The 24,278-nt window shown below is 51.6% G+C and carries 18 protein-coding genes and 1 tRNA gene; 1 reads left to right on the forward strand and 18 read right to left on the reverse strand.

Annotation, left to right across the window (positions count from 1 at the left end; all coding sequences use genetic code 11):
• Window positions 1-37: 37 nt before the first annotated feature.
• Window positions 38-112: transfer RNA gene (locus J0L72_04130), tRNA-Thr, on the forward strand.
• A gap of 284 nt (window positions 113-396) precedes the next feature.
• On the opposite strand, the gene J0L72_04135 is transcribed toward J0L72_04130, so the two are convergent.
• The 18 genes from J0L72_04135 to J0L72_04220 all read right to left on the reverse strand — a co-directional run bounded on the left by J0L72_04135 (window position 397) and on the right by J0L72_04220 (window position 24,275).
• A complete protein-coding gene (locus J0L72_04135) occupies window positions 397-3,549 on the reverse strand; it encodes a type I restriction endonuclease subunit R (protein MBN8689965.1) in 3,153 nt (1,050 codons plus the stop codon).
• Window positions 3,546-4,703: an ATP-binding protein gene (locus tag J0L72_04140; protein MBN8689966.1), complete on the reverse strand. Its 1,158-nt coding sequence runs from the start codon at window positions 4,701-4,703 to the stop codon at window positions 3,546-3,548. The genes J0L72_04135 and J0L72_04140 overlap by 4 nt, the downstream gene beginning before the upstream one ends.
• Window positions 4,700-5,776 carry a HigA family addiction module antidote protein gene (locus tag J0L72_04145; protein ID MBN8689967.1) on the reverse strand — a complete coding sequence of 359 codons (1,077 nt, stop codon included), beginning with the start codon at window positions 5,774-5,776 and terminating at the stop codon, window positions 4,700-4,702. The genes J0L72_04140 and J0L72_04145 overlap by 4 nt, the downstream gene beginning before the upstream one ends.
• A complete protein-coding gene (locus tag J0L72_04150) occupies window positions 5,766-6,071 on the reverse strand; it encodes a plasmid maintenance system killer (GenBank protein ID MBN8689968.1) in 306 nt (101 codons plus the stop codon). Before J0L72_04150 ends, J0L72_04145 begins: the two co-directional genes overlap by 11 nt.
• Window positions 6,072-6,715: 644 nt before the next feature.
• Window positions 6,716-7,468, reverse strand: a complete 753-nt coding sequence (locus tag J0L72_04155; GenBank protein MBN8689969.1) for a hypothetical protein — start codon at window positions 7,466-7,468, stop codon at window positions 6,716-6,718.
• A complete protein-coding gene (locus J0L72_04160; GenBank protein ID MBN8689970.1) occupies window positions 7,461-8,660 on the reverse strand; it encodes a restriction endonuclease subunit S in 1,200 nt (399 codons plus the stop codon). The genes J0L72_04155 and J0L72_04160 overlap by 8 nt, the downstream gene beginning before the upstream one ends.
• Entirely contained in the window at window positions 8,657-8,818 is a 162-nt protein-coding gene (locus J0L72_04165) for a hypothetical protein (GenBank protein MBN8689971.1), read from the reverse strand. Before J0L72_04165 ends, J0L72_04160 begins: the two co-directional genes overlap by 4 nt.
• Complete coding sequence (locus J0L72_04170; protein MBN8689972.1) at window positions 8,815-9,636, reverse strand: hypothetical protein; 822 nt, start codon at window positions 9,634-9,636, stop codon at window positions 8,815-8,817. Before J0L72_04170 ends, J0L72_04165 begins: the two co-directional genes overlap by 4 nt.
• Window positions 9,633-11,522 (reverse strand): DUF262 domain-containing protein, encoded by a 1,890-nt coding sequence (locus J0L72_04175; protein ID MBN8689973.1) that lies wholly within the window; start codon window positions 11,520-11,522, stop codon window positions 9,633-9,635. The genes J0L72_04170 and J0L72_04175 overlap by 4 nt, the downstream gene beginning before the upstream one ends.
• 37 nt (window positions 11,523-11,559) lie before the next feature.
• A complete protein-coding gene (locus tag J0L72_04180; GenBank protein MBN8689974.1) occupies window positions 11,560-12,492 on the reverse strand; it encodes a hypothetical protein in 933 nt (310 codons plus the stop codon).
• Window positions 12,483-14,069, reverse strand: coding sequence for an SAM-dependent DNA methyltransferase (locus J0L72_04185; GenBank protein MBN8689975.1), 1,587 nt, complete (start codon window positions 14,067-14,069; stop codon window positions 12,483-12,485). The genes J0L72_04180 and J0L72_04185 overlap by 10 nt, the downstream gene beginning before the upstream one ends.
• Before the next feature lie 19 nt (window positions 14,070-14,088).
• Entirely contained in the window at window positions 14,089-16,920 is a 2,832-nt protein-coding gene (locus tag J0L72_04190) for a glycosyltransferase (GenBank protein MBN8689976.1), read from the reverse strand.
• 1,702 nt (window positions 16,921-18,622) lie between these two features.
• Window positions 18,623-19,537: a hypothetical protein gene (locus tag J0L72_04195; protein ID MBN8689977.1), complete on the reverse strand. Its 915-nt coding sequence runs from the start codon at window positions 19,535-19,537 to the stop codon at window positions 18,623-18,625.
• A gap of 89 nt (window positions 19,538-19,626) precedes the next feature.
• A complete protein-coding gene (locus tag J0L72_04200; GenBank protein ID MBN8689978.1) occupies window positions 19,627-19,956 on the reverse strand; it encodes a hypothetical protein in 330 nt (109 codons plus the stop codon).
• Window positions 19,957-20,553: 597 nt separating this feature from the next.
• Window positions 20,554-21,798 (reverse strand): hypothetical protein, encoded by a 1,245-nt coding sequence (locus J0L72_04205; protein MBN8689979.1) that lies wholly within the window; start codon window positions 21,796-21,798, stop codon window positions 20,554-20,556.
• A gap of 20 nt (window positions 21,799-21,818) precedes the next feature.
• Complete coding sequence (locus tag J0L72_04210) at window positions 21,819-22,607, reverse strand: hypothetical protein (GenBank protein ID MBN8689980.1); 789 nt, start codon at window positions 22,605-22,607, stop codon at window positions 21,819-21,821.
• Complete coding sequence (locus J0L72_04215; protein MBN8689981.1) at window positions 22,604-23,764, reverse strand: hypothetical protein; 1,161 nt, start codon at window positions 23,762-23,764, stop codon at window positions 22,604-22,606. The genes J0L72_04210 and J0L72_04215 overlap by 4 nt, the downstream gene beginning before the upstream one ends.
• A gap of 43 nt (window positions 23,765-23,807) precedes the next feature.
• Window positions 23,808-24,275 carry a hypothetical protein gene (locus J0L72_04220; GenBank protein ID MBN8689982.1) on the reverse strand — a complete coding sequence of 156 codons (468 nt, stop codon included), beginning with the start codon at window positions 24,273-24,275 and terminating at the stop codon, window positions 23,808-23,810.
• Window positions 24,276-24,278: the final 3 nt, after the last annotated feature.

A 24,278-nucleotide genomic window follows, 5' to 3' on the forward strand; every position in this document is an offset into this window, starting at 1 on the left:
GAGATTGCCCAAATTGGGTAATCTCTTTTCTCTTCAGGCCGGAATAGCTCAGTGGTAGAGCGGCTGTTTTGTAAACAGCGGGTCGCGGGTTCGAATCCTGTTTCCGGCTCCATATTTTAGGTTCAAAATCCCGCTTTTGAGTGGGATTTTTCTGTTTTGAGAGGTCGTTTGACGGCAGAGTTGACGGCAGAGAAATTCTAAGGACAAGTCTTAGCGTTCAGTCATGTTGAGCCAAGCGATCATTATTTATGGTCTTGCTTTGTGAGTGGAGCATTTTCAGGGGCAGCATCAGATCGTGTGATACAAGTTCGAGGTATCGCCGAGAATATAGTTGGCGAAGAACAGCGTGAGGCAGCATGATTCGTGTTGTTTTGACACAGCGCAGAACTTTTCGGCCTAGATGCCCTTACAGATGACCTCGGCTTGTTCGATCACGAACTGAACCGCCGCATTCTCGAAGTCAGGAGGGTAACCATACTTGCGGAGAATCCGCTTGATGAGCCGTCGAAGGTTCGCCCGGACGCTGTCGCGAACATGCCAGTCAATCGTCGCGTTCTGTCTTACCGTCGAGAGGAGCTCACGCGCGATGAGTGCGAGCTTCTGGTCACCCATAACCTCTACCGCGTTGTTGTTCGTGGCCAAGGCGTCGTAGAAGGACTCTTCATCTTCGTTGAGTCCGAGCCGGGAGCCTTGGTTTCGCTGGTCTCTGAAGTCCTTCGCCATCTGGACCAACTCCTCAATGAGTTGAGCCATCTCGATAGCCTGGTTTGTGTATCGTTTGACCGCCTCCTCCAGCATCTCCGCGAAGGTTCGGGCCTTGACGACGTTCTTCTCCGACTTCAGAGCGATCTCCTCATTAAGAAGCCTCTTCAGTAGCTCCAGAGCGAGATTCTTCCTGGGAAGGTTCTTGAGGTCGTTCAAGAACTCGTCAGAGAGGAGGGCAATGTTCGGCTTTTCGATTCCCGCTGCCTGAAAGAGGTCGACCACGCCTCCGGGAAGGATCGCCTTAGAAACAAGCTGCTTTACGGCGAGCTCACGGTCAGCATTTGTTCGAGCTTGCCCGGGCTTTGGAACATTGATTTCTTTCTGATATGCGGCTCGGATGGATTGGAAGAACGCAACCTCCAATTTGTGCTCCATAACCTTCTCGTCTGGAACGGAAAGGGCGTACGCTTGGCCGAGTTCGTAGACCCGGGCAGAGAATCGCTTCTGCTTCTCGTCATCGAACCCGAGAACGAGATCGACCGCGTCGGCCAATAGCTCTAGCCGGTCCTGTGGCGTCCCGGTCATCCAGTCGTCGTAGGTGAAGCCGTGGAGAAGGCCGCGACAAGTGTCGAGCTTCTCGAAGAAGGCCTTGATTGCCTTTGCTTGTGTTTGGGCGGCGTCTTCCTTATCCCCTCCGCTCGCCTGGGCGTACTCGGCAAGGGCCTTCTTCAGCGGCTCCCCAAGCCCAAGGTAATCGACGATCAATCCACCCGGTTTATTCTGGAAGACCCGGTTCACGCGAGCGATAGCCTGCATGAGGTTGTGTCCCTTCATCGGCTTATCCAGGTACATCGTGTGCATGCAAGGAGCGTCAAACCCGGTGAGCCACATGTCGCAGACGATCACGAGCTTAAACGGATCGTTGGGGTCCTTATAGCGATTCGCCAAGTCCTCCAGCGACCTCTTCGAGCGGATGTGACGCTGAAACTCGGGAGGGTCACTTGCCGCTCCGGTCATGATCACTTTCAAGACTCCCTCGCTATCGTGAGGAGCGTCCCACTCGGGGCGAAGGCGGGTGAGGGCGTTGAACATCGCGACCGCGATTCGGCGGCTCATGCAGACGATCATCGCCTTTCCGTCAACTCCCGTTCGGGCCATTCCATCGACCCGATTCTCCCAATGCTCAACAAGGTCATCGGCGACAAGGTTGAGCCGTTTCGGATCGCCCACGAGGGCTTCGGTTGCCGCCCACTCCCGCTTCAGTCGCTCGCGAGCGGTCTCTTCCTCTCCCTCTGTGATCTCTTCGAATTCGGGGTCAATCTTCGGACGCTGATCCTCGTCTAGACTCAACTTTGCGAATCGACCCTCGTAATAGATCGGAACCGTCGCTCCGTCCTCAACGGCTCGTTGCACGTTGTAAACGCTGATCACGTCGCCGAAAACTTGAACCGTATTAGCGTTCGTGAGCTGGATCGGCGTTCCCGTGAACGCCATGAAAGTAGCGTTCGGGAGGGCGTTGCGCATGTGCATCGCGTATCCTTCCGCGATCTCGCCCTTTTGGTTGATTCGAGCCTCTAGCCCGTATTGCGAGCGGTGGGCTTCATCGGCAAGGACAATCACGTTCCGACGGTCGGTGAGAGCCGGGAACGACTCTTCCTCGGCGGTCGGGAAGAACTTCTGAATCGTGGTGAAGATCACTCCGCCCGCTGGAACGCTCAGGAGACGACGGATTTCCGGTCGAGACTCCGCCCGGGTCGGAGTTTGGCGAAGGAGGTCCTTACACGAGGCGAACGTGTTGAAGAGCTGCTCGTCGAGGTCGTTCCGGTCGGTGACAACCACAATTGTAGGGTTTCGCATCTCATCGGAGAGCACGATTCGCCCAGCGAAGTAGGCCATTGTGAGGCTCTTTCCGCTTCCTTGGGTGTGCCAGACCACCCCTCCGCGTCCGTCCGATCCCTCCTCACTCGCCCGGATCGCCGCTTCAAGGGCGGTGTTCACGGCGTGGTACTGGTGATATCCCGCGACCTTTTTGATCGGCCCGTGTTTGGTGTCCTCGAAGACCAAGAAGTAGCGGACGAGATCGAGAAATCGGCGGGGTTGAAGAATTCCGAAGGTGAGCGTACGCAAGTCGCCCTTCCCCTCGATGGGATGCTCGATTGCCCTCCAAGGCATGAACCGCTCCCAGTCGCTACTGATGGTCCCGAGCCGAGCGTCGAGCCCGTCCGAGATCACGCAAATCGCGTTGTAGTTGAAGAGGCTCGTAATCTGAGCCTTGTAAGTCTGAATCTGGTTAAAGGCCGCCTCTACCGTGGCTTTCTCATCGGCGGCGTTCTTGAGTTCGATGACGACGAACGGAAGGCCGTTCACAAAGAGAATAATGTCCGGACGGCGATTTCTTTCGGTTGCCGGGAGGTGATCCCCTCCGATGTTCTGTCTCTCGATGATGGTGAACTGGTTGACCGCGATGAGGTCGTTCTCTTCTGGCGATTCCCAGTCAACCAAGACGACGTTCGCCGTTGCATCTTTACCGTCAGCGTCACGATAGGGGACCCTCACAGAGTCCGAGAGCATTCGATGGAAGTTCCGGTTGCTGGTGATGAGGTCAGGGGAGTCTGGTCGAGTTACGATTCGGAACGCCTCATCAAGGACCGCTTGCGAAACTCCCGGATTCAGGCGTCGGAGAGCTTCGCGGAGTCTTCCGGATAGAAAGACGGTGGAGAACTCATCGCGCTCGGCGGCGGGCTTCTCCGGCTCAATATCAGGCCCGAAAACATGCTTCCACCCAAGTTCACCGAGCCACTGGAGGTGAAGCTCTTCGAGCTCCTGCTCTGACAGCCTGCTCATTGCTTTTCACCCGAAGTCTTAGAGTAAGGTGAACAGGGTATCCCAACTGCTTGATAGGCCACATCAAAGGCGGGAGCCAAGAGTTGTCTTACGACCTTCTTGTCCATACATCCTGAAGTATCTTGTAGCTCAATTTCGGGAAGCAGAAGAATATCTCGGTCGATCGGCTCCTCGTTACTCTTTCGCCCCATGTACAAAGTTCGCCCATGACACCCGGTAAGGCTCAAAGAAATGATGATGTTCCGACTAAGGCCAATCCTAGATAGAAATGTTAAGCATCCCAAAACATAGTCAATAGTTTGATTCTCCCAGTGTTCCGCTGCAATTGTTCCACCGGGTCCGTTTGTGTTCCCAACTTCAGTGACGCCTTCAAATACCCCATTCCGAAAAAGTTGTGAATAAGAGGTCTTGCGGCGATCGGGCATCACGGTTGACAGAATTCCGTCGAAGTTCAGTTTGGGCAATGCTCCTCCTTCGAAAGCAAATGGCAGGGCTCCTCGCAACCCCGAGGCTGTGACATCAATGAAAGCAGATTCAGTGAATGATTCAAGAGGTATAACGTGAACCACAGCCATGCCCGTTGTAACGTTTCGAATCTGACCTTGACCGACAGAGATCAGTCCGACCCGTTCAGCTCTCCACCTCTTTATCCGTTCTGTAAGAGAATCAGCAACCTGGAACGCTTGACGAATCTCTCGCGAATCCATAGGCTCTGCCTTTGAGGAAGTTCTCAGATAGAAATAGCTTTGTTCGCTAATCCTAACCCTGTGCGGACCTATCCAGCTACGCGGAATATCCAGAACGATGACACGTCCGTGTGGGAATCCTTCTACTCCGTAAATGTTCACAGAGTTGAGTGGCGGATCACAATTGTCCCGGAGCTTGTTTTCATACTTCTGCTTAAACTGATCGAGGGAAACATCCACGCCATCGGCGGAGGTTGCTGACACAATTCCATCCTCGCTCCTTTGCTCTGATATCCCGATTATTAGGAGGCCGCCTTGACTATTCGCAAAAGCAGTCACGTCCTTGAGAAACTCTTTAGTACCATCTTTGGAATCCGAATACATGGCCGATTTAAACTCGAGCGTTTTGGACTCATCGGCGTTTCCCGCCACAAGCAGGTCAATTTCCGCTTTTGTTAGCTTGCTCATTCTCCCGCCTCCGAGAATTCGAGTTTCCTGCGTAGGCTTCGCAGGTGGTGAAGTTGATCGAAAGCGTTGAACTCGTGGCAAAGTCGACCAACCACGACCGCAGGTGCGACTTCCTGAGTTGCGGCGAAGGATGTCACCGAATCTCGCGAGAAGTCTTGATCAGACACGAATCTTGTCCACGCTTCTATCGGGATCAATGAATCCCGGGAGAATTCGTCGGCTTCAGTCTCCTGCTGTGAAGTGGTTCCGAGCCCCTCGATAAAGGTCGCCGTCTTCTCGTGGAGAAGAATGTGCCCTATCTCATGGAAGAGGGTGAACCAAAAGATGTCCTCGTACGCGCCTCGGACGCTGAGCAGAACAACGGGCCGGGAACGATGCCAGAAAGTCGCCCCATTAGCGTAGGTCTTCGGTAGGTGTGGGGCTGCGACAAAGGCGATTCCACACGAACCCAGAATCTCTCGGATCGCTTCGACAATGTCCCCGCCTCCGCGAGTCACCCTCCGCAGTTCTGCCAAACATGACCGTGTCCGAGCCTTGTCGTACTCAGGAAGGTCCATCCTTTCCGCTTCACGCTCTCCCATCCGAAGCCATGCCGCCAGGGCATAAGGACAGGGTTCCTTCTTGCGATCCTTTCGAAAAGCAGGGGCGTACGCGGTCGCTACCGCGTCCAGCTTTGCAACGTTGAAGAAACCACAGAGCTCTCCAACCCGCTCGGACTGATCTCGGGTCTTGGCCACCGCACCAACCTTCACCAGGTCGTTGTACGGAAAGTTGGCGGCGAGGGTGATCTGTTCGGCCATCCGGGCGGCACGTTGCCGAGCTTGGAGGCCGTAGCGATAGGTCGTCTCCAGGTTCAGCCAAACATGAGCGGGTGTTCCGAGAACGGCCTCCAGGTCAAAGGCGGTCTCCTCGGTGATCTCCTTCTTGGCGTTGACGATCTCGCTCACGAGCTGGTCCGGTCGACCCATCCGCTCGGCAAGTTCGCCCTGGGTCATGTTCAATGCGTCCAGGGCCTCCCGAACGTAAAACCCCGGAGCCACCAGATAATCTGAAATCAAAGGCTTAGTCGCCATAGTGGTTGCTCACCTCCTCAATCACGGCTCCCTTTCCGTCCGCGTCGGGCCAATACTCCAATCTCCATCGGTCATGCAAAGTGAAGGCCCGCAAGCCCGCTCTCGGCCCTTTAAGGTCGTGGTCGCGGTAATGCGGAAAGGACTTCCCGAACTCCGAGACGTCGTTGACAGCTTGAAGCGCATTTACACGCTCGATATACTTCTTCGCCACCACATCACCCCAAAGCTTCGTTCCGGCTTTGAGCTCCAGAAAAGCCTTCTCCAGCTTCTTGTTGGCAAACCGGATCGTAATCAAGAGGTCATCCCATTATACACCTTCACCCTAAGGGTGAAAAGGCTATCGCGTGCCAGTTCGGTGCGGCAGCTAACCGTCCGCGGCTTTGGAGGCGGGTTAGAGTTCTGCTTCGCAGACCCACTCAGTGGGTAATTTGGTGGCTCGTGCCTCCTATGCTTTCGCCTAAAACGCCGGATATGATTTCATACTCTTTGTGGTTGCTTATTTCTTTCTCTCGGGAGGGGGCGGCGGATGTGGAGGAGGCGGAGTAACCGGGCGTGAGGGCGCGGGGCCTGTAGATTCGCGGTTTGGGCCGGGGCTTTGACCAGTCCGAACGTTCGGCTTATCCTTGCTCATTTCTTGCTGCCTCTATTGTTGCCGCTGTTGGGAGGAGGTGGAGGAGGAGTCACCGGACGGCTCGGAGCTGAGTTCGTTGCTCCCGGTTGACCGGCGCCGGAGGGCGTTATAGGCCTTGATTGGGCTCCAGCTAAGTCCTGATCACTTTTGCTCATTGCTGTTCGCTCCTTGACCGTCAGTCCTCTGGATAGTTGAAGTTGCCTGGGCCGCGTCGCTTGGCGGCGTGACTGGACGGTCAGACGCCCCAATGTTTCTTGTGATCTCCGGCAAATTAACATGTTTAGCGGGCTTGTCGTCGCTTGTCGCCATTACTGCTTCTTGTCTCCCGAGTTGTCTTGCGTAGACGAGTTTCCGCTTGCGGGTTGTGAAGGCGGTGGGGTCACCGGACGGTTGCTTGAGCCAAAGCTTCTAGTGGTATCCGGGGTTCCCGAGGTCGTGTTTGTCGTTGGTTGGTCGTCGCTCACATTTGCTCCTTTAGTGGGGTTAGTGGCAGTAGGGATAAGTTGCATCAAGGCAACCCCGAGGGTCAATACCCCTAGCAAAATAAGGACGATGCTTGCGGGGTTTAGGAATCGATCAAGCCACAAGTTGTATTTATTGCCACGATCATTGAGTCTCCTTGCTTCCCACATGTTGCGTCGGTCATCGTCTAGCAAGTTGGTAGCTCTCTGAAATGAGAGGTTTGCAACGTAAACGGCGGTCAACGAAAAGATCAGCGCGAAGGTCAAAAGACTCCAAGACACAAACACCCAGAATAGGGCCTCTTTCGTGGCGCGGGGGAGCAATTCTTTCAAGAGAGTCGCGGAGACAGCAATCGCGCCACCCGCAATGTACGTTCGCGACTTGTCAAAGAGGTCGCCAAGCTCGTTTCGTCGCTTGACAAGGGCGGAACGCTCTTCAATGTAGATTTTCTCGTCGGCGAGGGCGTTTGCGTCAGGAACGTGCGAAGTGGGATGTTCTACCCCGGCTTCTGAATGCTCAGGGGGTGCTGCTACAACCTTGGCTGCAGCCGCCTCTACACCTTGAGGTTTGGCTTCTTCAGCTTTCGTCTTTCTACGCATTTTCGGCCCCTGCGCATAGCGATCCTGACAGAAGACGCGGTAGCAAGTAGTCTCTTGTCTCTGCCAAAGTGCTAGATTCCCGTTCATTGGCGGCGATTTGAAGGTCAATAGCCCCCACGAGGTGGTTGAAAGCAAGAGCAACTTCGAGCGAAGGAGTAACGAATGGAAGCCCGACGAACCCTTGCTTCGTTATCGAACCGAACACCGTTCCAGACTCTTCGAATACCTTGAACTGGTCTGAAAGCTCACCCATGGCATAGTAGGTCAGCGACATTGAGCCACTAAGATGTCGAATCGCGGCTAGTCCTCGACCGATGCAACATCGTTCGTTGGCGACGTTGAGAGCTCCGACGGGAGCCCTCACGCTTACCAGGGTGTCACCCTCTTCGGCAAAGCGAGTTGGAGCGGTGCAGGATAGCCGCCGCTCGGGGAATCTCCATCCGTAGTCAGTCTTTCCTTGATAGAACGGGATTCCCTCGCCTGAGGAGTTGTAGCTCTCCCCAGGAGGGGATTGCCCCATGGTCAGCCTAAACTCTTTACCCACCGTCGAAGCCTTCCAACCCTGCGGGATTTGGCCGAGTTCGGAGTCTTGGAAGGAGTCGGGGAACAGGGCGGCGATTTCGGGGGAGAGGCCGAGTTCGGCGGTGGGGTCGCCGCCGCGAGCTTTGATGCGGACCGGGTCGAAGTCGACAAACCACGACCGGAAAATCGCCCGCGCCATCGCCTCCAACGTCTCATTCATCCGCCGATTCAGCTCAATCTTGTCGTCGAGCGACCCAAGGACATTGGCTATGCTGTCTTGAACATCCGCCGAAGGCACTAGCAACGGGACGTCTCGGACGGCAGCCCTGGTTGTCGAGGGAATCGGTGATCCATCGTCGATTTCGCCGAGTTTGCTCGCAATGGCCGCATAGTACAGCCATCGAAAGTTTAGACTGGACTTCGGCTCAAGGTAGTAAGCCGTATCAATAACCCAGAATGGCTCTTTTGAGAAATGGACTCCCCGATACGCTCCTTTTCGTCCAAGGATTACGCCAGGACCTTCCGTTAAGCTGTCGCCTGTCCAGCCGACAGGTCCATTCGTACCGAAAACTCGATAGGGGCCGGAATCAGTGTCGTACCCTCGAATCGCCTTTCCATACTTGAGTTCAACTTCTTCACCCCAAGTCGAGACACGAAACTTCACCTTCAAGACTTGCCTCCAGCCAATAGACCACCTGGGTTCCAGACCATCCCGGCAAGGCTTCGGTGAAGCTCGTACCGTTCGTCAAGATCGGCCTTGACGAATTGCTCGTTCGCGTTGATTGGAAGCGGGCTTTCGCTCCGAGATTCCAAGGAAGGCGTTTTCACGAACCGCTCTCCTCTCGGTCACCTTGAACTCTAAACTCTCTTGTCCTTTTGATGGCCTCACCGGTAGAAAGATCATCCGTCGCCCCGTCTGGTTGGCCCATTAGATCATTTACTGTAGGCTGATCCTCCCCAGATCCGAGGTCTGCTTCGACCACGGCCCTTAGTTTTGCCATCTGGGTCGAAAAAAGCAGGCTCTCGTACGGAGATGCTGGCACCCTTCGAAGCAGCTTGTTTTGCTTCATTCTTAGCCAATTGTGAAATCTGGTCCGAGTAGAGAGAGAATGGTAGCGATTCATTTCTGTTAGGTCATTGATTCCAAGGGTATTCCTGATCTCTTTTGCCAGCATATCTAGGGGTTGGTTCGCTTGGTGCATTACGGTTTGCCAAGCAACATCTGGGCCGACGGTGTCTATAAGGTTCATCGCCATTACTGGTAGTGCGGCCATGGCAAGCTGATATTCTGCGGCCGCCTTTATGACGGCATCTGGAGCCACGAGCGAGAACATGAACTCTTGAACCGGTGCAATGTACTCAGGGACCAGAAAAGACTGAAACAGCTCTTGTCGTAATGCTTCTCTCTCGTGTGTTTCGGCTTCCTTGATTTCGGCATATAGATAAATCACTTTATAGAGATGATCATTGAAGCCTCTCGTACTAAGGACAATATCCTTGAAGCGTGAATTCAATTCTTGTAGCTGCAATTCGTTAAGCTGTTGCTGGAAAGGGAGCCGCCTGTTGAGCAGCAGCGTCGCAAGGCCCGTTGCCGCTCCAACCAATGCAGGAAGCCCCCAAGCCTTGAAGATTTCTTCCCAATTCAAAGCAGCTCACCTTCTCGTAGGAGTGAAGCGGGATTCCAGACCATCTCGGCGAGGCTTCGGTAAAGCTCGTACCGCTCGTCAAGGTCGGTTTTGCCGAATTGTTCGTTGGCATGAAACGGTAGCCCGCTCTCAGAGATGAACCGCAAGAACCCGGGGTTGTTTTGGTAGGCGAGGGGAGCCATTGATCCCGCGAGCAGGTTTTGGCCGAAATAGTGATCCCGCTTTTGCTCGAACGGGAGGGCTCCATAGCTCGCGTTGAAGCTCTTCGGGAGGAGGAGCAGGCCGCCAAACCGGTTTCGATGCCGTCGGAACTCATCTGGATTCGGGAACTCATCGGCGTGTCGCTCCGGCTTGTTCGCCCAGATGTGCTCGACCTCGTACCGCTTCTTGGAATCCTCCGACATGTACTCCTCGTAGCGAGAGGGCATGCCGCTTTGGAGCTCGATGTATTCCGTTATCCGGGCGAGGAGGCAGTGGAGCTGCTTGCGGTTTCCCTGGTGGACGGCCAAGCCGATACCGGCCTCGTGCATGTAGCTGACGTTGAGGAAGTTCTCGGGTTCTTGTTGGAGCTTGTCAAAGAGAACCTGAGCGAGGGGCCCAGGATCGAGACCCCGGATGTCCTTTACAAGATTGAACATCGCATAGAGCATCGGTGAGTACTCGGTTGCCCGGTAATTCCAGATGCGCCACGCGAGAAGGATGTTGATGAACTGACTCACGAGCCGGAACTTGCGGAGAACGACCTCCTCCGAGTCGGTCGACCTGAGAGGAGCCAAAAGGACCAGCGTCTGGAGGGTGAAGCGGTGATGGGCGTTGTAGCGGATGTGCTCCAAGCCCTCCGTCCTGGTTCGGGAGGCCAAGACGATGCGCTGGTATTGGCGGGCGAAGAAGTCGAAGTCCCGGTTGATGAACTGGAAGTAGTCGTCCGAAGCCTTTAGCCCCACGTGGTCGGCTTCGTCGCGGAGCCATCGGTGAAACTCTGTTCCGATGCGGTCGAAGTCCTCGTTCTTGGCCCCTTTCCTTCGCTCGCGAATCTTGGTCGAGTACTGACTCCGGAGCCACGATTTGAAGAAGTCGGCTTCGAGCTTGTTCGAGAAATCGGTATCGGCGTTGCGGTCGAGCTCTTGGATTTCGCGGACGCGGAGCTTCCACCGGTCAGAGGCGGCCTCCCGCTTCTGGGAATCCTGGATGTTGGCAAGGAGGTAGCCCTTTAGCATGTCGGACGGCGTGAGGGAGAGCCCCCTGTCGTTCATGGTCTCGAAGATGGTGTAGGCGTCGTCGTCCGAGTAGGCGGTGATCTCGACGAGGTGGACGTTATCCGCGACCCAGTCGATGAAGAGAGGCAGGGAGTCACCCTTCAGCTCGCCGGGAAAATACTCCTCGATGTCGGCGTAGCGTTGGACAATGTTCCGTACCGATTCCGAGCGGTCAGTCGCGTCGAACGGCTCGCCTTTGTAGAGGGCCTCGAAAGCGGGAACTCGCTCGCTGTCCTTCCCTCCGTCGAGGTTAAAGGCGATGTCGCCGTACTGCTCACTGACTATGAGATCCTGAATCTTCGCCTTCTTCTCGTGGTCCACCTGAAGGTTGTTGAGATAGATCAGGAGGATCGTGAGACTCGTTATTCGCTGTTGACCATCGACAATGAACTTGAGCCCGCCTTTGTCGCTGATGATCACCGAGCCGAGGAAGTAGTGGCCGTAATCGCGAACCTTACTCCAAGGGTCGCCCGCGCGGTGGTCGTCAAGGAAACGATCCGAGAGGTCGTCTATGAGCTCCTGAATCTGCTTCTCTTGCCACTTGTACTCCCGCTGGTAGTAGTCGATGGAGTAGCGTTTGTCCTTGAGGAGCTCACGGACGGTTTGGGCTTTGCCGAGGATTTCTTTCATCAGTGTTTGAGTCTCCACATAGCTGACGCCATTGAATTCAATTCTGCCCGTTGAACACTGCTGACTGGTTCTCAGTCTTAGAGGCAGATATCCGCTCCAATTCTTCATCGCGTTCTACCCTCCACGAGCTAACAACTATGAAGTTACTAATTAGAACCATCGATGTAAGCAAATTCAGGAGCCAGGTTGCGAAATTTGTCTTGAGGGCAAGAACGAGAATAATTATTAGAGCAAGCTGTTGAACTGCGATTCGAGGAAGATGTGGCCGCTCTAAGTAAAAATTCCAGATTGGCTTTCGGCGTTCAATGCAGTACTTTGATTCAGGATCTGAAACATCTGGCACAAAGACAGGGTCTTTGAGAAGTTGTCCAACATTCGCAATCGTCAGGGTGTTTCCAACAAAATCCTGTACGTTGATGAAGATGCAAATAGTCAAGTAAAGCCAAAGTAATCCTGAACTTGCAGCTAGCACAGCGAATCCGAAATACAGGGCGAATGCAGTTAGGACAATTGTTTTCCCTCCGATGACCGCATTGAGTCTAGTCGGAAAATTGACATGTGAGAAGCAGCTTACGATAAGCTCTTTTTCTCGCGCTGCAGACGAGCTGTATCTGTGGTACCAAAGACCGGAAACGAAGGCGAGAAGGAGCCCCGACCATTGCTCCGCGAAAACTTTTGACAGCCATTGATAGAACACTGGGTCTGCAAGCAAGGCGGTTCCCTTGGAGTTGACCCTCCTACCAGCGAGTTCACTTAAATAGCCCAGCATGTTGAGGCTTGGAAAACTAATTCCAACAAGTCCTAGAAAAGTCATAAATCGCTGCGGTGCTTTCAGGCTAAATTCCAGGAGATCCTGGATGTTGGAGAACCCCTTGCTTTGAAGATTGAGCCATTCTTTCTTTCCCAGCTTCAGACATCTGCTTACAAGTTTTTTCATGAGTTCCTCCCACCTGAATCCATTTACTGGCATGAAAAGTCTAAGCTTTGTCTTATCTGCTCTTGGAGCTTTGTTGACTCATTGAACTGCTCTTCGAGCGTCTCCCGAAGCCTCGCGAACTTGACGGCGAATTCTTCCCCGTCGTCCTCGACGGCTTCGGAGCCGCAATAACGACCAGGAGTGAGCACGAAGTCGCTTTTGGCTATCTCCTCGCGAGTGGCGGACTTGCAGAAGCCGGGCACGTCCTCATAGGCTCCGTCCAGGGTTCCTCGCCATCGGTGGTAGGTGTCGGTGATCCGGGCAATCTCCTCATCCTCGAACATCCGGTGAGTTCGGTCTTCTAGGTAGCCAAGCTTTCCGGCGTTGATGAAGAGAGTCTCGCCCTTGCGATTCCGGAATCCCTTCCCCGCTTTGTTCTTGGCGAGGAACCAGAGGCAGACGGGGATACCGGTCGAGTAGAAGAGTTGACCGGGAAGAGCGACGATACAGTCGACCAGGTCCTCCTCCACCATCCTCCGCCGAATGTCTCCCTCTCCCGACTGTTGGGAGCTGAGGGAGCCGTTGGCCATAACGAAGCCCGCGAAGCCGTCCTCGTTGAGGTGGTAGAGGAAGTGTTGAATCCAGGCGTAGTTCGCGTTCCCGGCGGGAGGAACCCCTAGCCTCCATCGGGGATCATCGCGGAGGAGCTGACCGCTCCAGTCGGAGTCGTTGAAGGGCGGGTTGGCGATGACGAAGTCAGCCCGGAGGTCGGGGTGAGCATCCCGGAGGAAGGAACCCTCGGGGTTCCACTTGATGTCCCCGTCGATCCCATGGACGGCAAGGTTCATCTGGCAGAGCCGCCAGGTGGTCTCGTTGCTCTCCTGCCCGTATACGCTTATGCCCTTGGGGTTGAACATGCCCGGCTGTTTGCGGGTGTGCTCGCGGATGAACTTCTTACTTTGGACGAACATGCCGCCGCTTCCGCAACAAGGGTCGAAGACCCGACCCTCGAACGGCTCCAGCATCTCGGTAAGGATTCGGACCACGACCGGGGGAGTGTAGAACTGCCCGCCTCGTTTGCCTTCTAGGGAAGCAAAGCTCTTGAGGCAGTATTCGTAGACCCTTCCAACGACATCCTGCTCTGACTCGCTGTCGTCGTGTCGACCGGCCATGAAGTCGATATCGGAGAAGAGGTTGATAAGCTCAGTGAGGGTTCGGTCTTCGAGGGAGGGGCGGGCGTAGTTTCGATTGAAGACCGCTCTGAGGCTCGGATTTTCTTGTTCGAGCTGGTAGAGGGCGTCGTCGATGCGCTGACCGATCATTGGCTGAGTGGCGGTTGCCTGGAGGGTCTCCCACCGACTTTGAACCGGGACCCAGAAGACGCCTTCTCCGGCGTACTCATCCCGGTCCTCAAGGGTTCGCTGAATCGCGTCTTCATCAAATCCGGTTTCAGGGGCTCGGAGCTCAGCTTCGAGGGCAGTTCGGCGGTGTTGGAAGGCGTCCGAGACGTATTTGAGAAAGATCAAGCCGAGAACGACGTGCTTGTACTCCGCCGCGTCCATGTTTTTTCGCAGCTTGTCGGCAGCTTTGAAGAGCTTTTCCTCGAATCCTAAATTGGCTTGGTTTCTCATTTGTTATGCAAGATTGATTTTATCGCGCAAATCTAGTCTCGTGGTATTGCTGCTCCATTTTCACAAAGTTGCTCGAAATCCCTTCAATCCTCTGAACATTGCTGAGGCACTCCTCCGCGGTGCCCCAGTCTCGTTCAGATAGTGACAATCGGAAGAGATCGAATGTGCTGTGCAAGAATCTCGGGTTGGATTGCATTGCTGCCAAGAAGTTCTGCTTTGCACGCACCGGATCGTTCAATTGGCTGTAGACATTGCCGAGGTTGTGGAGAGTCTTAAATCCGAATATCAAGGTGTCAGAGCTGCTGAAAAACGAGCTTCTATCCGTCATGAGAACCTTTTCATAGGCGACAGCAGCATCCTCGAGCCTGCCCAAATTGGTGCAAAGCAGACCCAAATGGAAAAGTAGTTCCGGATCATCTCCTACTTCGGCTAACCCCTTTTCCACAATTTGCAGCGCAGTTTGGTTATCTCCAAGTTCTCGAACTGAAACGGCCCAAAGTGCATAGGCTTTTCGAACATGGGATTCTCCACTCTTAGCGAAAGATACGGACTTTTCTAGCCACTTTATGGCGTCTTCGTGTTCGCCGTTGTAGTGAGCTGTCATACCCAAGTTGAACAGAACGAACGGATGGTCGGGCCTATCCTCCAAGTCAAGCTTAAGAAGCTTTTCGTCCCTCTGTCGCTTTCGAGCCTGGCCTTCTTCGCTAACATCGTAACCTGTGTGTAGAACCTCTGCTTGAATACGAGTGACGTCAAAACCTTTGCCTCGAAGCGATGGAAGAATCTGTTCATGAATTCGGCCCTCAAACTGGAAACCTTGGTTGTTTCGAAAGACCTTTACGTGGTCCACAGATGAGCCGAATTCCGGATCATCGTTCACAAATCTGACAGGTAACACTAGGCCTCCTATCTGGGCTGGAGCCCAAAGTACAGCTCCAACAATGTTCTCTCCAGAGGAAAAGGGGAGAGTGTCATCCGCGTCAAGCCAGCAAATCCAGTCTCCAGTTGCGTGTGATAGCGACTCATTGCGTGCGCTTGCAAAGCTATCGGGCCAAGGAATTTCATAGACTTCGGCTCCAAATGACTTAGCAATCTCGACAGTCGCGTCGTTGCTCCCTGTGTCAACCACAACAATCTGGTTGAAGAATGGCTTGGCAGAACTCAAGCAGTCAGCCAAGACTCGCTCTTCATTCTTCACGATCATGCAAAGCGAAATATTTGCTTCCTTCACACGGGTTTTCAGATTCGCGATCAACTTCTCCGGTCGCCGACTCTCGTCAAATCGAATTGAGTCAGGACCTCTCCCAGAAAGATGCGAAGCAAACCCTGTTTCAATGTCTCGTTGCCATTTCTTGTGGAAAAGATCCGCATTCTTCAGGAACAGTTCTTGAGTAGGCTCATGGTGTCTGTCCAGGCTCGCGCCGCCTTTGTGATGGACAAATGCGCTAGGATTTACAAGCAGTCGGTAGCCAGCTCGGCGAAGCTTGTAGCAAAGATCGTTATCTTCGAACAATCCGACCGCAAATCGCTCATCGAAGCCACCGACTTCGTCCCAAGCGGTGCGGCGTACGGCCAAACAGAATCCGACCAGCATATCAGCCTCAAAGTCATCGAGACCAGAAAGGGCAAGATCCTCAGCAAATGGGTCGATGTGCTCGATCGATGTATAAGTAACAGGTATCCGCTGGAAGTGTCCAACTGCATTGCTGCTCGGGCCGACAGCGGCAATCGATCCCGACTTCATCAACGACCTGATTTGCCTCAAAAATCCAACTCTGGGAACCATCGTGTCCGAATTCAGGAACAGAATAACTTCGCCGGTGCTCTGGCTTGCCCCATAGTTGCAGGTCTTCGCGAACCCAGCATTGACTTCATTCCGAAGCAGCTTAACGAAGTCGAACGACTCGGCAACTGCAGCGGCCTCATCAGGAGAACGGTCGTCTACCACGATCACTTCGTGCACTACATCTCGAATCTTTGAAAGGCTATCAAGGCATAATCTGATGTCTTCCCCGCCGCCATATAAAGGGATGACGATCGAGACCTTTGGCCAAGGTTGACCCGTATCAATCTCATCGCTTTCCGAATGTAGTGGATCCTGTCCGCCATGCGCTTCCAGATACTCGGCCCAAGCATGCTCCAATTCGGTCGGTACTTTTATGCGCTCAGCAAAGCCGTACTTCTCGGGCCTTGTGGGATGCAAATGCTGTTTCGTTCTGTCTGAGTCCCATTTGGTCCATACATCGCCAAGCCAGTTAGGCACAACTTCGTCCTTGTGGCTCCATGAACTCACCTTTCTCCGTACGCGGCTGTCGGGGCCAGAATAGCTCAGGTGTTGCAAGACACCATGTTCATGTGTGATCGCAAGCGGGCGAGAACCGATAAATTCCCGAATAAATTCGTACCGGATTTCCGCTGGCTTCAGCATGATGACCGGCATCAGCCTTTCGCGAGGACGGATAACATACTCTGGACTCTTCCAATAAGTGTTCATCGAGCAATACACAACATCCGCCAAATCTATAGCTGCGATTTTCTTCAACGACAGAAGCAATTCCGCGCTCAGGATTTCATCCGAGTCTGGAACAATCAGGAACTGGATGCGTTCGGCCTTAGCCCACTCTAGAACTGCTTTTCGCTGGGATTCTTCATCGGACCAAACGCCGGTGATGACCGAAGCACCGGCTTTGGCGGCGACTTCGACGGTGTGCTGCCAGTTGCCCGCGGGAGCAGAGCCCCACGACGACTCGCTCACGAACACAGTGACGGGCACCTCGCCCAGTGCTCCGATCACGGAACTCAAGTAGTGCGCGTCATCGTGACAAACAATAGCAGCTTGAATTAGGCTCATTTCTTCGGTCTTCACTTGCTGCCTCAGAGTTTACACTTGCGAGCCTGGTTCAATCTAGAATCGATCATCAAACATAATCCTCTGAATCATTGAGCACGCTTGCTACGGATTGGATCACGTTAAGAATTCGCATAAAGTTGCGATTGTTCAATTGTGAGAGGCTCGTAGTATGGCGAAAAAGACCAAAACGGACGGAAGGACTTCTTAGCTCAAGATCGAAACTGGTCCGCACACCCACTAGATACGAGGACCCTGGCACTCATGCTCTCAAGGACTTTTTATATAAAGCGTCGTCGGTGAATTCAGCGTCGGTTGCTTGGCTGCCCTTGAAGACCAAATTCACGAGTATGTTCTCCTTTTTCCAAGTGTACGCGGACTCTATGCCATCCGCGTTGAGCCAAATCATGTTTCCGCTTGCGTTGTAAGTCGAAGACTCTGAGCTAGTGTTAGTCGTTCGGTCAAATCCTCAAATTGCCTACTCGTAAGACCTATCTGAAAGACTGTCATTGCGCTCAATTATAGCTGGAAAAAAACAATTGCGAAATATCCTTATGTAATTAAAGTGCAACGTTGATATCGCTTACAATATTCCGTCAGTGAATTAAGCATAAGAGACGATTGGCACGCCGAACTAAAAAGGCTCATAATAATCAGAATACAATAGATGAAATATTTAATTCAACGTTGCTGATTGGCGCACCAGTTGGTACTAAAAACTCTTTGAAGTGATGATACGTCCAATCACTACATTATCTCCACAATTCGGCAATAGAATCTAGCGTTTGCTAAATTTTTAGCTTGGAACAAGGAACTCGTCTGATACATCTAACAGGCAGAACTGATCGAAAAATGAATCGATCTTACACGGGTCGAGTACTATCAGGCATCGAGCCGTGCACAGTCCAATCCGAAACACAATATGTAAGCGACAATTCGACGTTAGGCCACTGCGTCGCTAAAAATTGAAGCAGCTCCAATGATAATTTGCACTTATAGAATCTAATTGATCGTAATGCAGAACAATTGCTCAATATGCAATCGTACTGAATTTGCTCTTCAAAATGGTTGACGAAAGATACTTCTCGCCATCGCAACTTCGAAGCTTGCTTGATGTTATCTTCGAGGAAGGAGGAACACCCATTGAAAGTAACACTGCCAGTTATTGATTTCGTTAGGTCCAAAAGCTTGGCATCCACAACCCTATCAAGAAAAATTACTGAACCGAAGGCACTCAGAAATTGTCCCAATAGGTGTTTGTTGAAGGAGTCAATACTAATATCCTGCGGTAGGATGATCTGATCTCCATAGATTGTTTTCCCTAAAGCGCAATGAAGCGAATGCTGATCCACCATTATGCACTTCACTGACTTTGGGAACTCAAAGGTGCACATGTTTGACCTCAGAATAACAACTGAGGTTGCACTAAGCATGACCTCATTCTTGGATTTGCAACATACGAAAGCAATTCCCCACTTTGGATGAAACAATTTTAGCGCTAGCTTCAGGCTCTCTTCGGACAGCCCTACTAAAACCAAAACGTCCGGTACGTGATCGAAGGAATCCCAATCAGATACCTCAGATTCGAACAGTACTACTTCAACCACATTCGTACAGTTTTCAATATTTTGGCTGCCAGGCATGTATCTGTAAAGGATTGAGTAATCCGTATCGAATAGGCACCAAATAGAACAATTCATAAATCCTAATCCCTCGGTCTATGGTATCTATATGAGCAGTGCTGATTCGCCATTCCTTTACAAGGGCAACACGTTATCGATAATGCAAAAAGTCTACCTTGACATGAATATTTATACGTTATGTGAGTGCCTTCCGGGATACCGGTGGTTGCGCAACGACATGAAGTTGCTGCCTGCAATTCTCCTATTTTAGACCGCTTACAAGGTCCATATTCCTTGTTCAAAGCATATAGACCTTGTTTAAGTGCTTTAGCAGCGCTGCGGCTATCAGGGGGGCAATCCATGCTGCAAATGCATCTATTAACACAGAATCCGACATATAAAAATTCGGTGTAACAATTCACGTAATTGCAATCTCTACTACTACAGTCTCTTTTACAGGCTCTTATTCCCGAAGCTGGGCAAGGACTAGTACCATAAGGGTCAACCCGCATTACCGGATTCCCATTCACGTACCCGTAAGCATGCTCATTTGGCCAGAATGGATCGCGGGTGGTCCAGATGTTCGTGGTCGTCGAGTAGTGTCTCGCACGGTTGTATTGCTCAGAATACAGCATGCCCGTGTGCATCGAACCGGTGTTGCCAGTCCATGCAAAGTTTAGAGCTTTCACGGGATCGCCGGACAGGACTTCGCCAAAAGGCTTATACCTTCGGTCAGAGCCTAGGAGGCCACCGTTCTTGTCAGTGGATCCTGTCACCGAACCCAAGAAGTCGACCATGTAGTCAACCCTGGATTTGGAATCCGTGGGATCGAGCTCTCCGAGCATCGTGCCGCCATCGCCGATAAATATCTTGACCGCATTCTCCGGATCATTCGCCGCATCTGCAAATCCGTAGTAGTCATCCCCATCCCAGGTGAACAGAGTATCCGAATCTGGGTTGGTTTCACGCTTCTTTTGTCCAAAAGCGTTGTAGACCATAGTCGTTTCTACGCCAGGATTGCTCTCAGAACTGTAGAAAATCAGGCGATAATTCTTTCATTCAATGCAAAACGGCTTAGCAGATTTCACTACTCCTTCATATATTGAACGTAAATCACTTTTCCGTGGATTTCCGTCACATTGAGCTTAACATACTCTGTTTCGCTCGAAAGGTTATAAATGACGAGCATATTATTATCCCAACGAAGCTTAGTTTCACCTGATACAAAGCACCCATCGCATTGAAACACTAACCTTCGGCTTCCGGTATCAAGCCGCTTCAAGTTTACTGAATAAGTGTAATTTGTTGTCGCGCCCATGCTCGACTCTTCAAGCGTCGCAACCAGCTGCCGGTCAAACGGAGCAGGCTCCTCAATAAGTACGCTTGTTACAAGCCTAAAGCTAAACCAAAGTAGCACAAAAACTAAGAGTACTGCTATGATGGACGCAGCGGTAAACGCCGTCAGAAATTTCGCGAATTTAGAAACTTTCATTAATGATACACTTCGGCAAACACAAACTATGAGAATCTCTCGCCACTCCTTGCAACTGATTGTCTTTCACCACATTCAGCCAAATATCGCGGCGCTGAGTAGAACTTTTCCAAAAGCGCACATAAAACAAAGTAACTCACCGTACTATGTCACCAAAATCCTAAGATCGAATCCTAGTTGTCGTCGTACCCAGACGTCGCAAAACTGCCAAGTACTTATCACTTTGAAAGATTGGAAGCATAGTGAGGATCTGCCTCTCTATAATCTGGTGCCATCGGATTACTAGCACCGTACGCCCTGCTATTTTTCGTAAACGCAAGATTAGTTCACCTGCCGCTTCGCTATTCTTCTTTCGATGCGCATCTCAAAAAAGTGGCCTCCATAAGCAAGGCAAAATGCTCTTGAGCAAGCCCCAGGCAGGCTAAATACATAACGCCAGAAGTGCAATTCTATTTGATGCATGATAGCTTATCACTCATAATAACAACTAATTTGTGAATTGGTTCCTAAAAAAATTTCGCACTAGTAATAAATGGGGCTCGTCGGTGTCCGCCACCAATCGCCGGGCATACCGTTTGGGTTTGGCAACGGTCGAACAGGCTGGTTGGATGGCGGATTGTGTGGTCCAAATGTTCGATCTCCACAGGTTTTACATCTTTCAATCGTGTTCCGCAGTTTCCATTTGGCAAACAAATATCCTAGCAAGATTTGGATTGTATCCTCTTTAGGATCCCACATGCCGGGAAAACCTCGCCACTTGGGCTTGATGCCCTTCATTTTATCAGACACATATTGGGCAATCGATGCACCAAGCAGAGCCGTTTCGATAGTCATCCCCATGCATGCGGCCATTGCGCCGTAATGCCAGTTGCCAAAGTCTTCTAAAGGGTTCACCTGGCTTCCCCGATCATCAATCCTGATTTCTTTCGTCCGATCCTTATAATCCCAAGGATGTCCCGTCAGAACCATTGAAATCCACCACCAAAAGTCAGCGCTCTGGTGACTCGCGGCAATACAGCAATTTTCCTCGATATCCACGTCATTAGGCCAGTATTTTGGAACAATTGGGCTGCCAATTGGAGATTTGGTATACGGCGATGGTGGCCCAAAGATAGGTTGCATTCCAACGGCGTCTATCCAATTTGCCGGATTCCCAATCACGTATCCGTAAGCCAATTCATTCGGCCACAGGATATCTCTGCTAGTCCACTGTTTCGTTCGGCTCGAATAGTGCCTGTTCCAATTGTACTGCTCGGCATAAGGAACGCCGGTATGCCGCGAGCCAGAATTGCCTGTCCAGCCCCATTCGAACTGGTTGCAAAAAAGCAAAGTCCCGTAAGGCGAGTACCGTGCATCGCGCTTCACGGAGCCCGAAGCATTGGTGACGCCAGTTACTGAACCCAACGCATCGACCAAATAGTCAACGCGGATGTCGCTATCAACGAGTTCAGCAATCGCGACACCATCCACATTTAGGCGAGCAGTTTTGAGGTCCGTTCCAACCGGTGTAGACCCCAAGTATTGGCCGCCATCCCATCCGAGAACAAGATCCTCCGGAGCAGAACTGACGCTCTCCAGAACCTTCTGGTTGAAAGCGTTGTAGGTGAATTCGGCGTCGGTTTCTGGGCTGCCTTTGTAGACCACATTCACGAGCATGTTCTCCTTGTTCCAAGAATACGCCGATTCTTTGCCATCGGCGACCCGCCAAATCATGTTTCCGTTTGCGTCGTAAGCGTAAGACTCCGATGCAGAACTTGCTTTCAACACTAAAGCAACTCACGCGGAGGTCAACCTTGCTCAACGCGACAGAACTGCATCGACAAATTTATGTTGTTCCAATCAACAATTTGGTTCAGGGTATCAATATCTATCCGAACATCGCACAGCTCCATTGATTTGATTGCCGGGTACCGACTCAAGCAAAGCACATCATTGGTTACACGCAGTGCGGAGAGGGACAAATGCTCTAAATTCTCGAGAGTTAGCTCTAGAGCCTCTTTGGCACGTTGCTCGGAAGTAAAGACATTTAGCTCCTTCACGCTCTGATGATCTATTGAACGGATCAGAGATTTAGACGACGTAGTCCAAAATCGCACTGAGCGGGCATGAACTCTCTTCTCAGTACACGAAATACTAGTGCCCATAAGTAAGGCCAGCGACTTAAACTCCAGGCAATTGCCGTATAGTGCAGTCTTGCATTTCTTAAGGGTCAGATGGAGCAGTTTCCTTGCTTCTATATGCAGATCCAATTTGACCGAAGTATCAGCAAAGATACCGAGAATGTCAATTCTATCTGCCTTAATCTTCAAATCGAGGTTGGGCCTGCGTTCAATAGTAACATTGAGGAACCTAACACTTGACATGCCTACGTCAATGTTGATCGGACTCTCTGCAGAACCTGAAATCACGACTTCCAATTCATAAATCCGTGATACCATCGAGCTAATGGAATCGCAAAAGGCCTTCAGCAAATGAAGATGTGCCGCCTCGATAGAAACGGATAACTTCTCATTAGACTTCAATTGAAGAGCGAGTGAATTCGAATCGCTAGAAGGATGCACTTTGAGTTGGATCATTTCTGTTTCCAGCGGCCCTTGGAACCGCAATTGCAGTTCATCTTGACTTTACCGGTTTTCAGGTCAGTGCAGTAGCAACAAGTGATAGTATAGTACATACCATTTGAGATAAATTTGTAATGGGTTCCTTTGCATCTATCCGCTGGTACTCCATTTGACTTTCTAGGCTTGCGTCCTCTGAGGTCCGGCCAACATTTGAGCAATGCTCGATAAGGGTCACCTTCCCGATTTTCTGGACACGGATTACAGGCACAGCAAGCGCCGACTTCCGAGGGAGAAGGTGGAGAACATGGCTTAACGGTATAACACCTGTTGTGAGGTTGTCCAAATGCTATTTGGCAAAACGTCTTACAACCTAGTATCATCGCTTCATTGCAGATGCCTCTAGTTTTACTCGGATCAATACAATCCGGGTGCAGTCCATCTGATGGAACCACTACCTGAAGTCCACTAGGATCAAGCCTAGTCACCGGATTTCCACTTACATACCCATACGGATGCTCACTCGGCCAGAGTGGATCGCGGGTGGTCCAGATATTTGTGGTCGTCGAGTAGTGTCTCGCACGGTTATACTGCTCGGAATACAGCAGGCCCGTGTGCATGGAACCAGTGTTGCCAGTCCATGCAAAGTCAAGAGGCTTCACAGAATCCCCTGAAAGCAGTTCACCAAACGGCTTGAACCTCCGCTCGGAGCCGAGGTCCCCCTTCTTATTAGTTTGGCCAGTCACCGAACCCAAGAAGTCCACCACGTAGTCCATCCTCGACTGAGAATCGGCCGGATTGAACTCTCCCAGCATCGTGCCGCGATCCCCAATGAAGATCTTTACGGCATTCTCAGGATCATTCGCCGCATCCGCAAATCCGTAGTAGTCATCCCCATCCCAGGTGAACAGAGTATCTGAACCTGGGTTGGTTTCACGCTTCTTTTGTCCAAAAGCGTTGTAGACCATAGTCGTTTCTACGCCAGGATTGCTCTCAGAACTGTAGAAAATCAGGCGATTTTCTGTATCGTATACAAATTCCGACTTGACATCGTCTACCGCGGTGAGGTTGCCATTCGCATCGAACGTGTAGGTGCTACCGTCGGAAGAAGACACCATCCGACTCGCCGCGTCATAAACCCGCGTCACGACACTTCCTGTTTCCGAGCTGCTCAAGATGTTGTCCCGACTGTCGAAAAAACCGCGATACGTCTTCGTACTAAGACTTTAGGAATCTCTCTACTTCGGATACTAATTTATCGAGTTGCGCTTCTGAGAAGTAAAGTTTGAGTTCATCGACATGAGCGGACAAGGCACTGTTGCATGCCGCGATGAACTGCTGTTTAGTTGGTATGCGCCCTCCATGATGCAATGCAACGTACGTCCCATTTAATACGGCCATCTCGTCTCCGCTAAATAATTCGAAATTACCTAACTCTTGTTCAAATGAAATCCAAGTATTTCCACGAGATATATATAATATATATAGGGTTTCACTGAAGTTGAATGGCCAGCTCATTAAGGAAGTCATGTAATCAAGTTGTGCATGTCTGTACCGCACAAGATCAATCATGGCGAAAATTCTTTCCCTTACATCTATTTTCGAATCAATAGTGAAAGCAAAAAGCTTCTCGGTCCCTTCTGGAGACCGATCGCTTTTAAGCTGTTGAACTCGCTCAAAATTCATTAC

Source organism: Armatimonadota bacterium, from assembly GCA_017303935.1.
In the GTDB taxonomy this organism is placed as follows: domain Bacteria; phylum Armatimonadota; class Fimbriimonadia; order Fimbriimonadales; family Fimbriimonadaceae; genus JAFLBD01.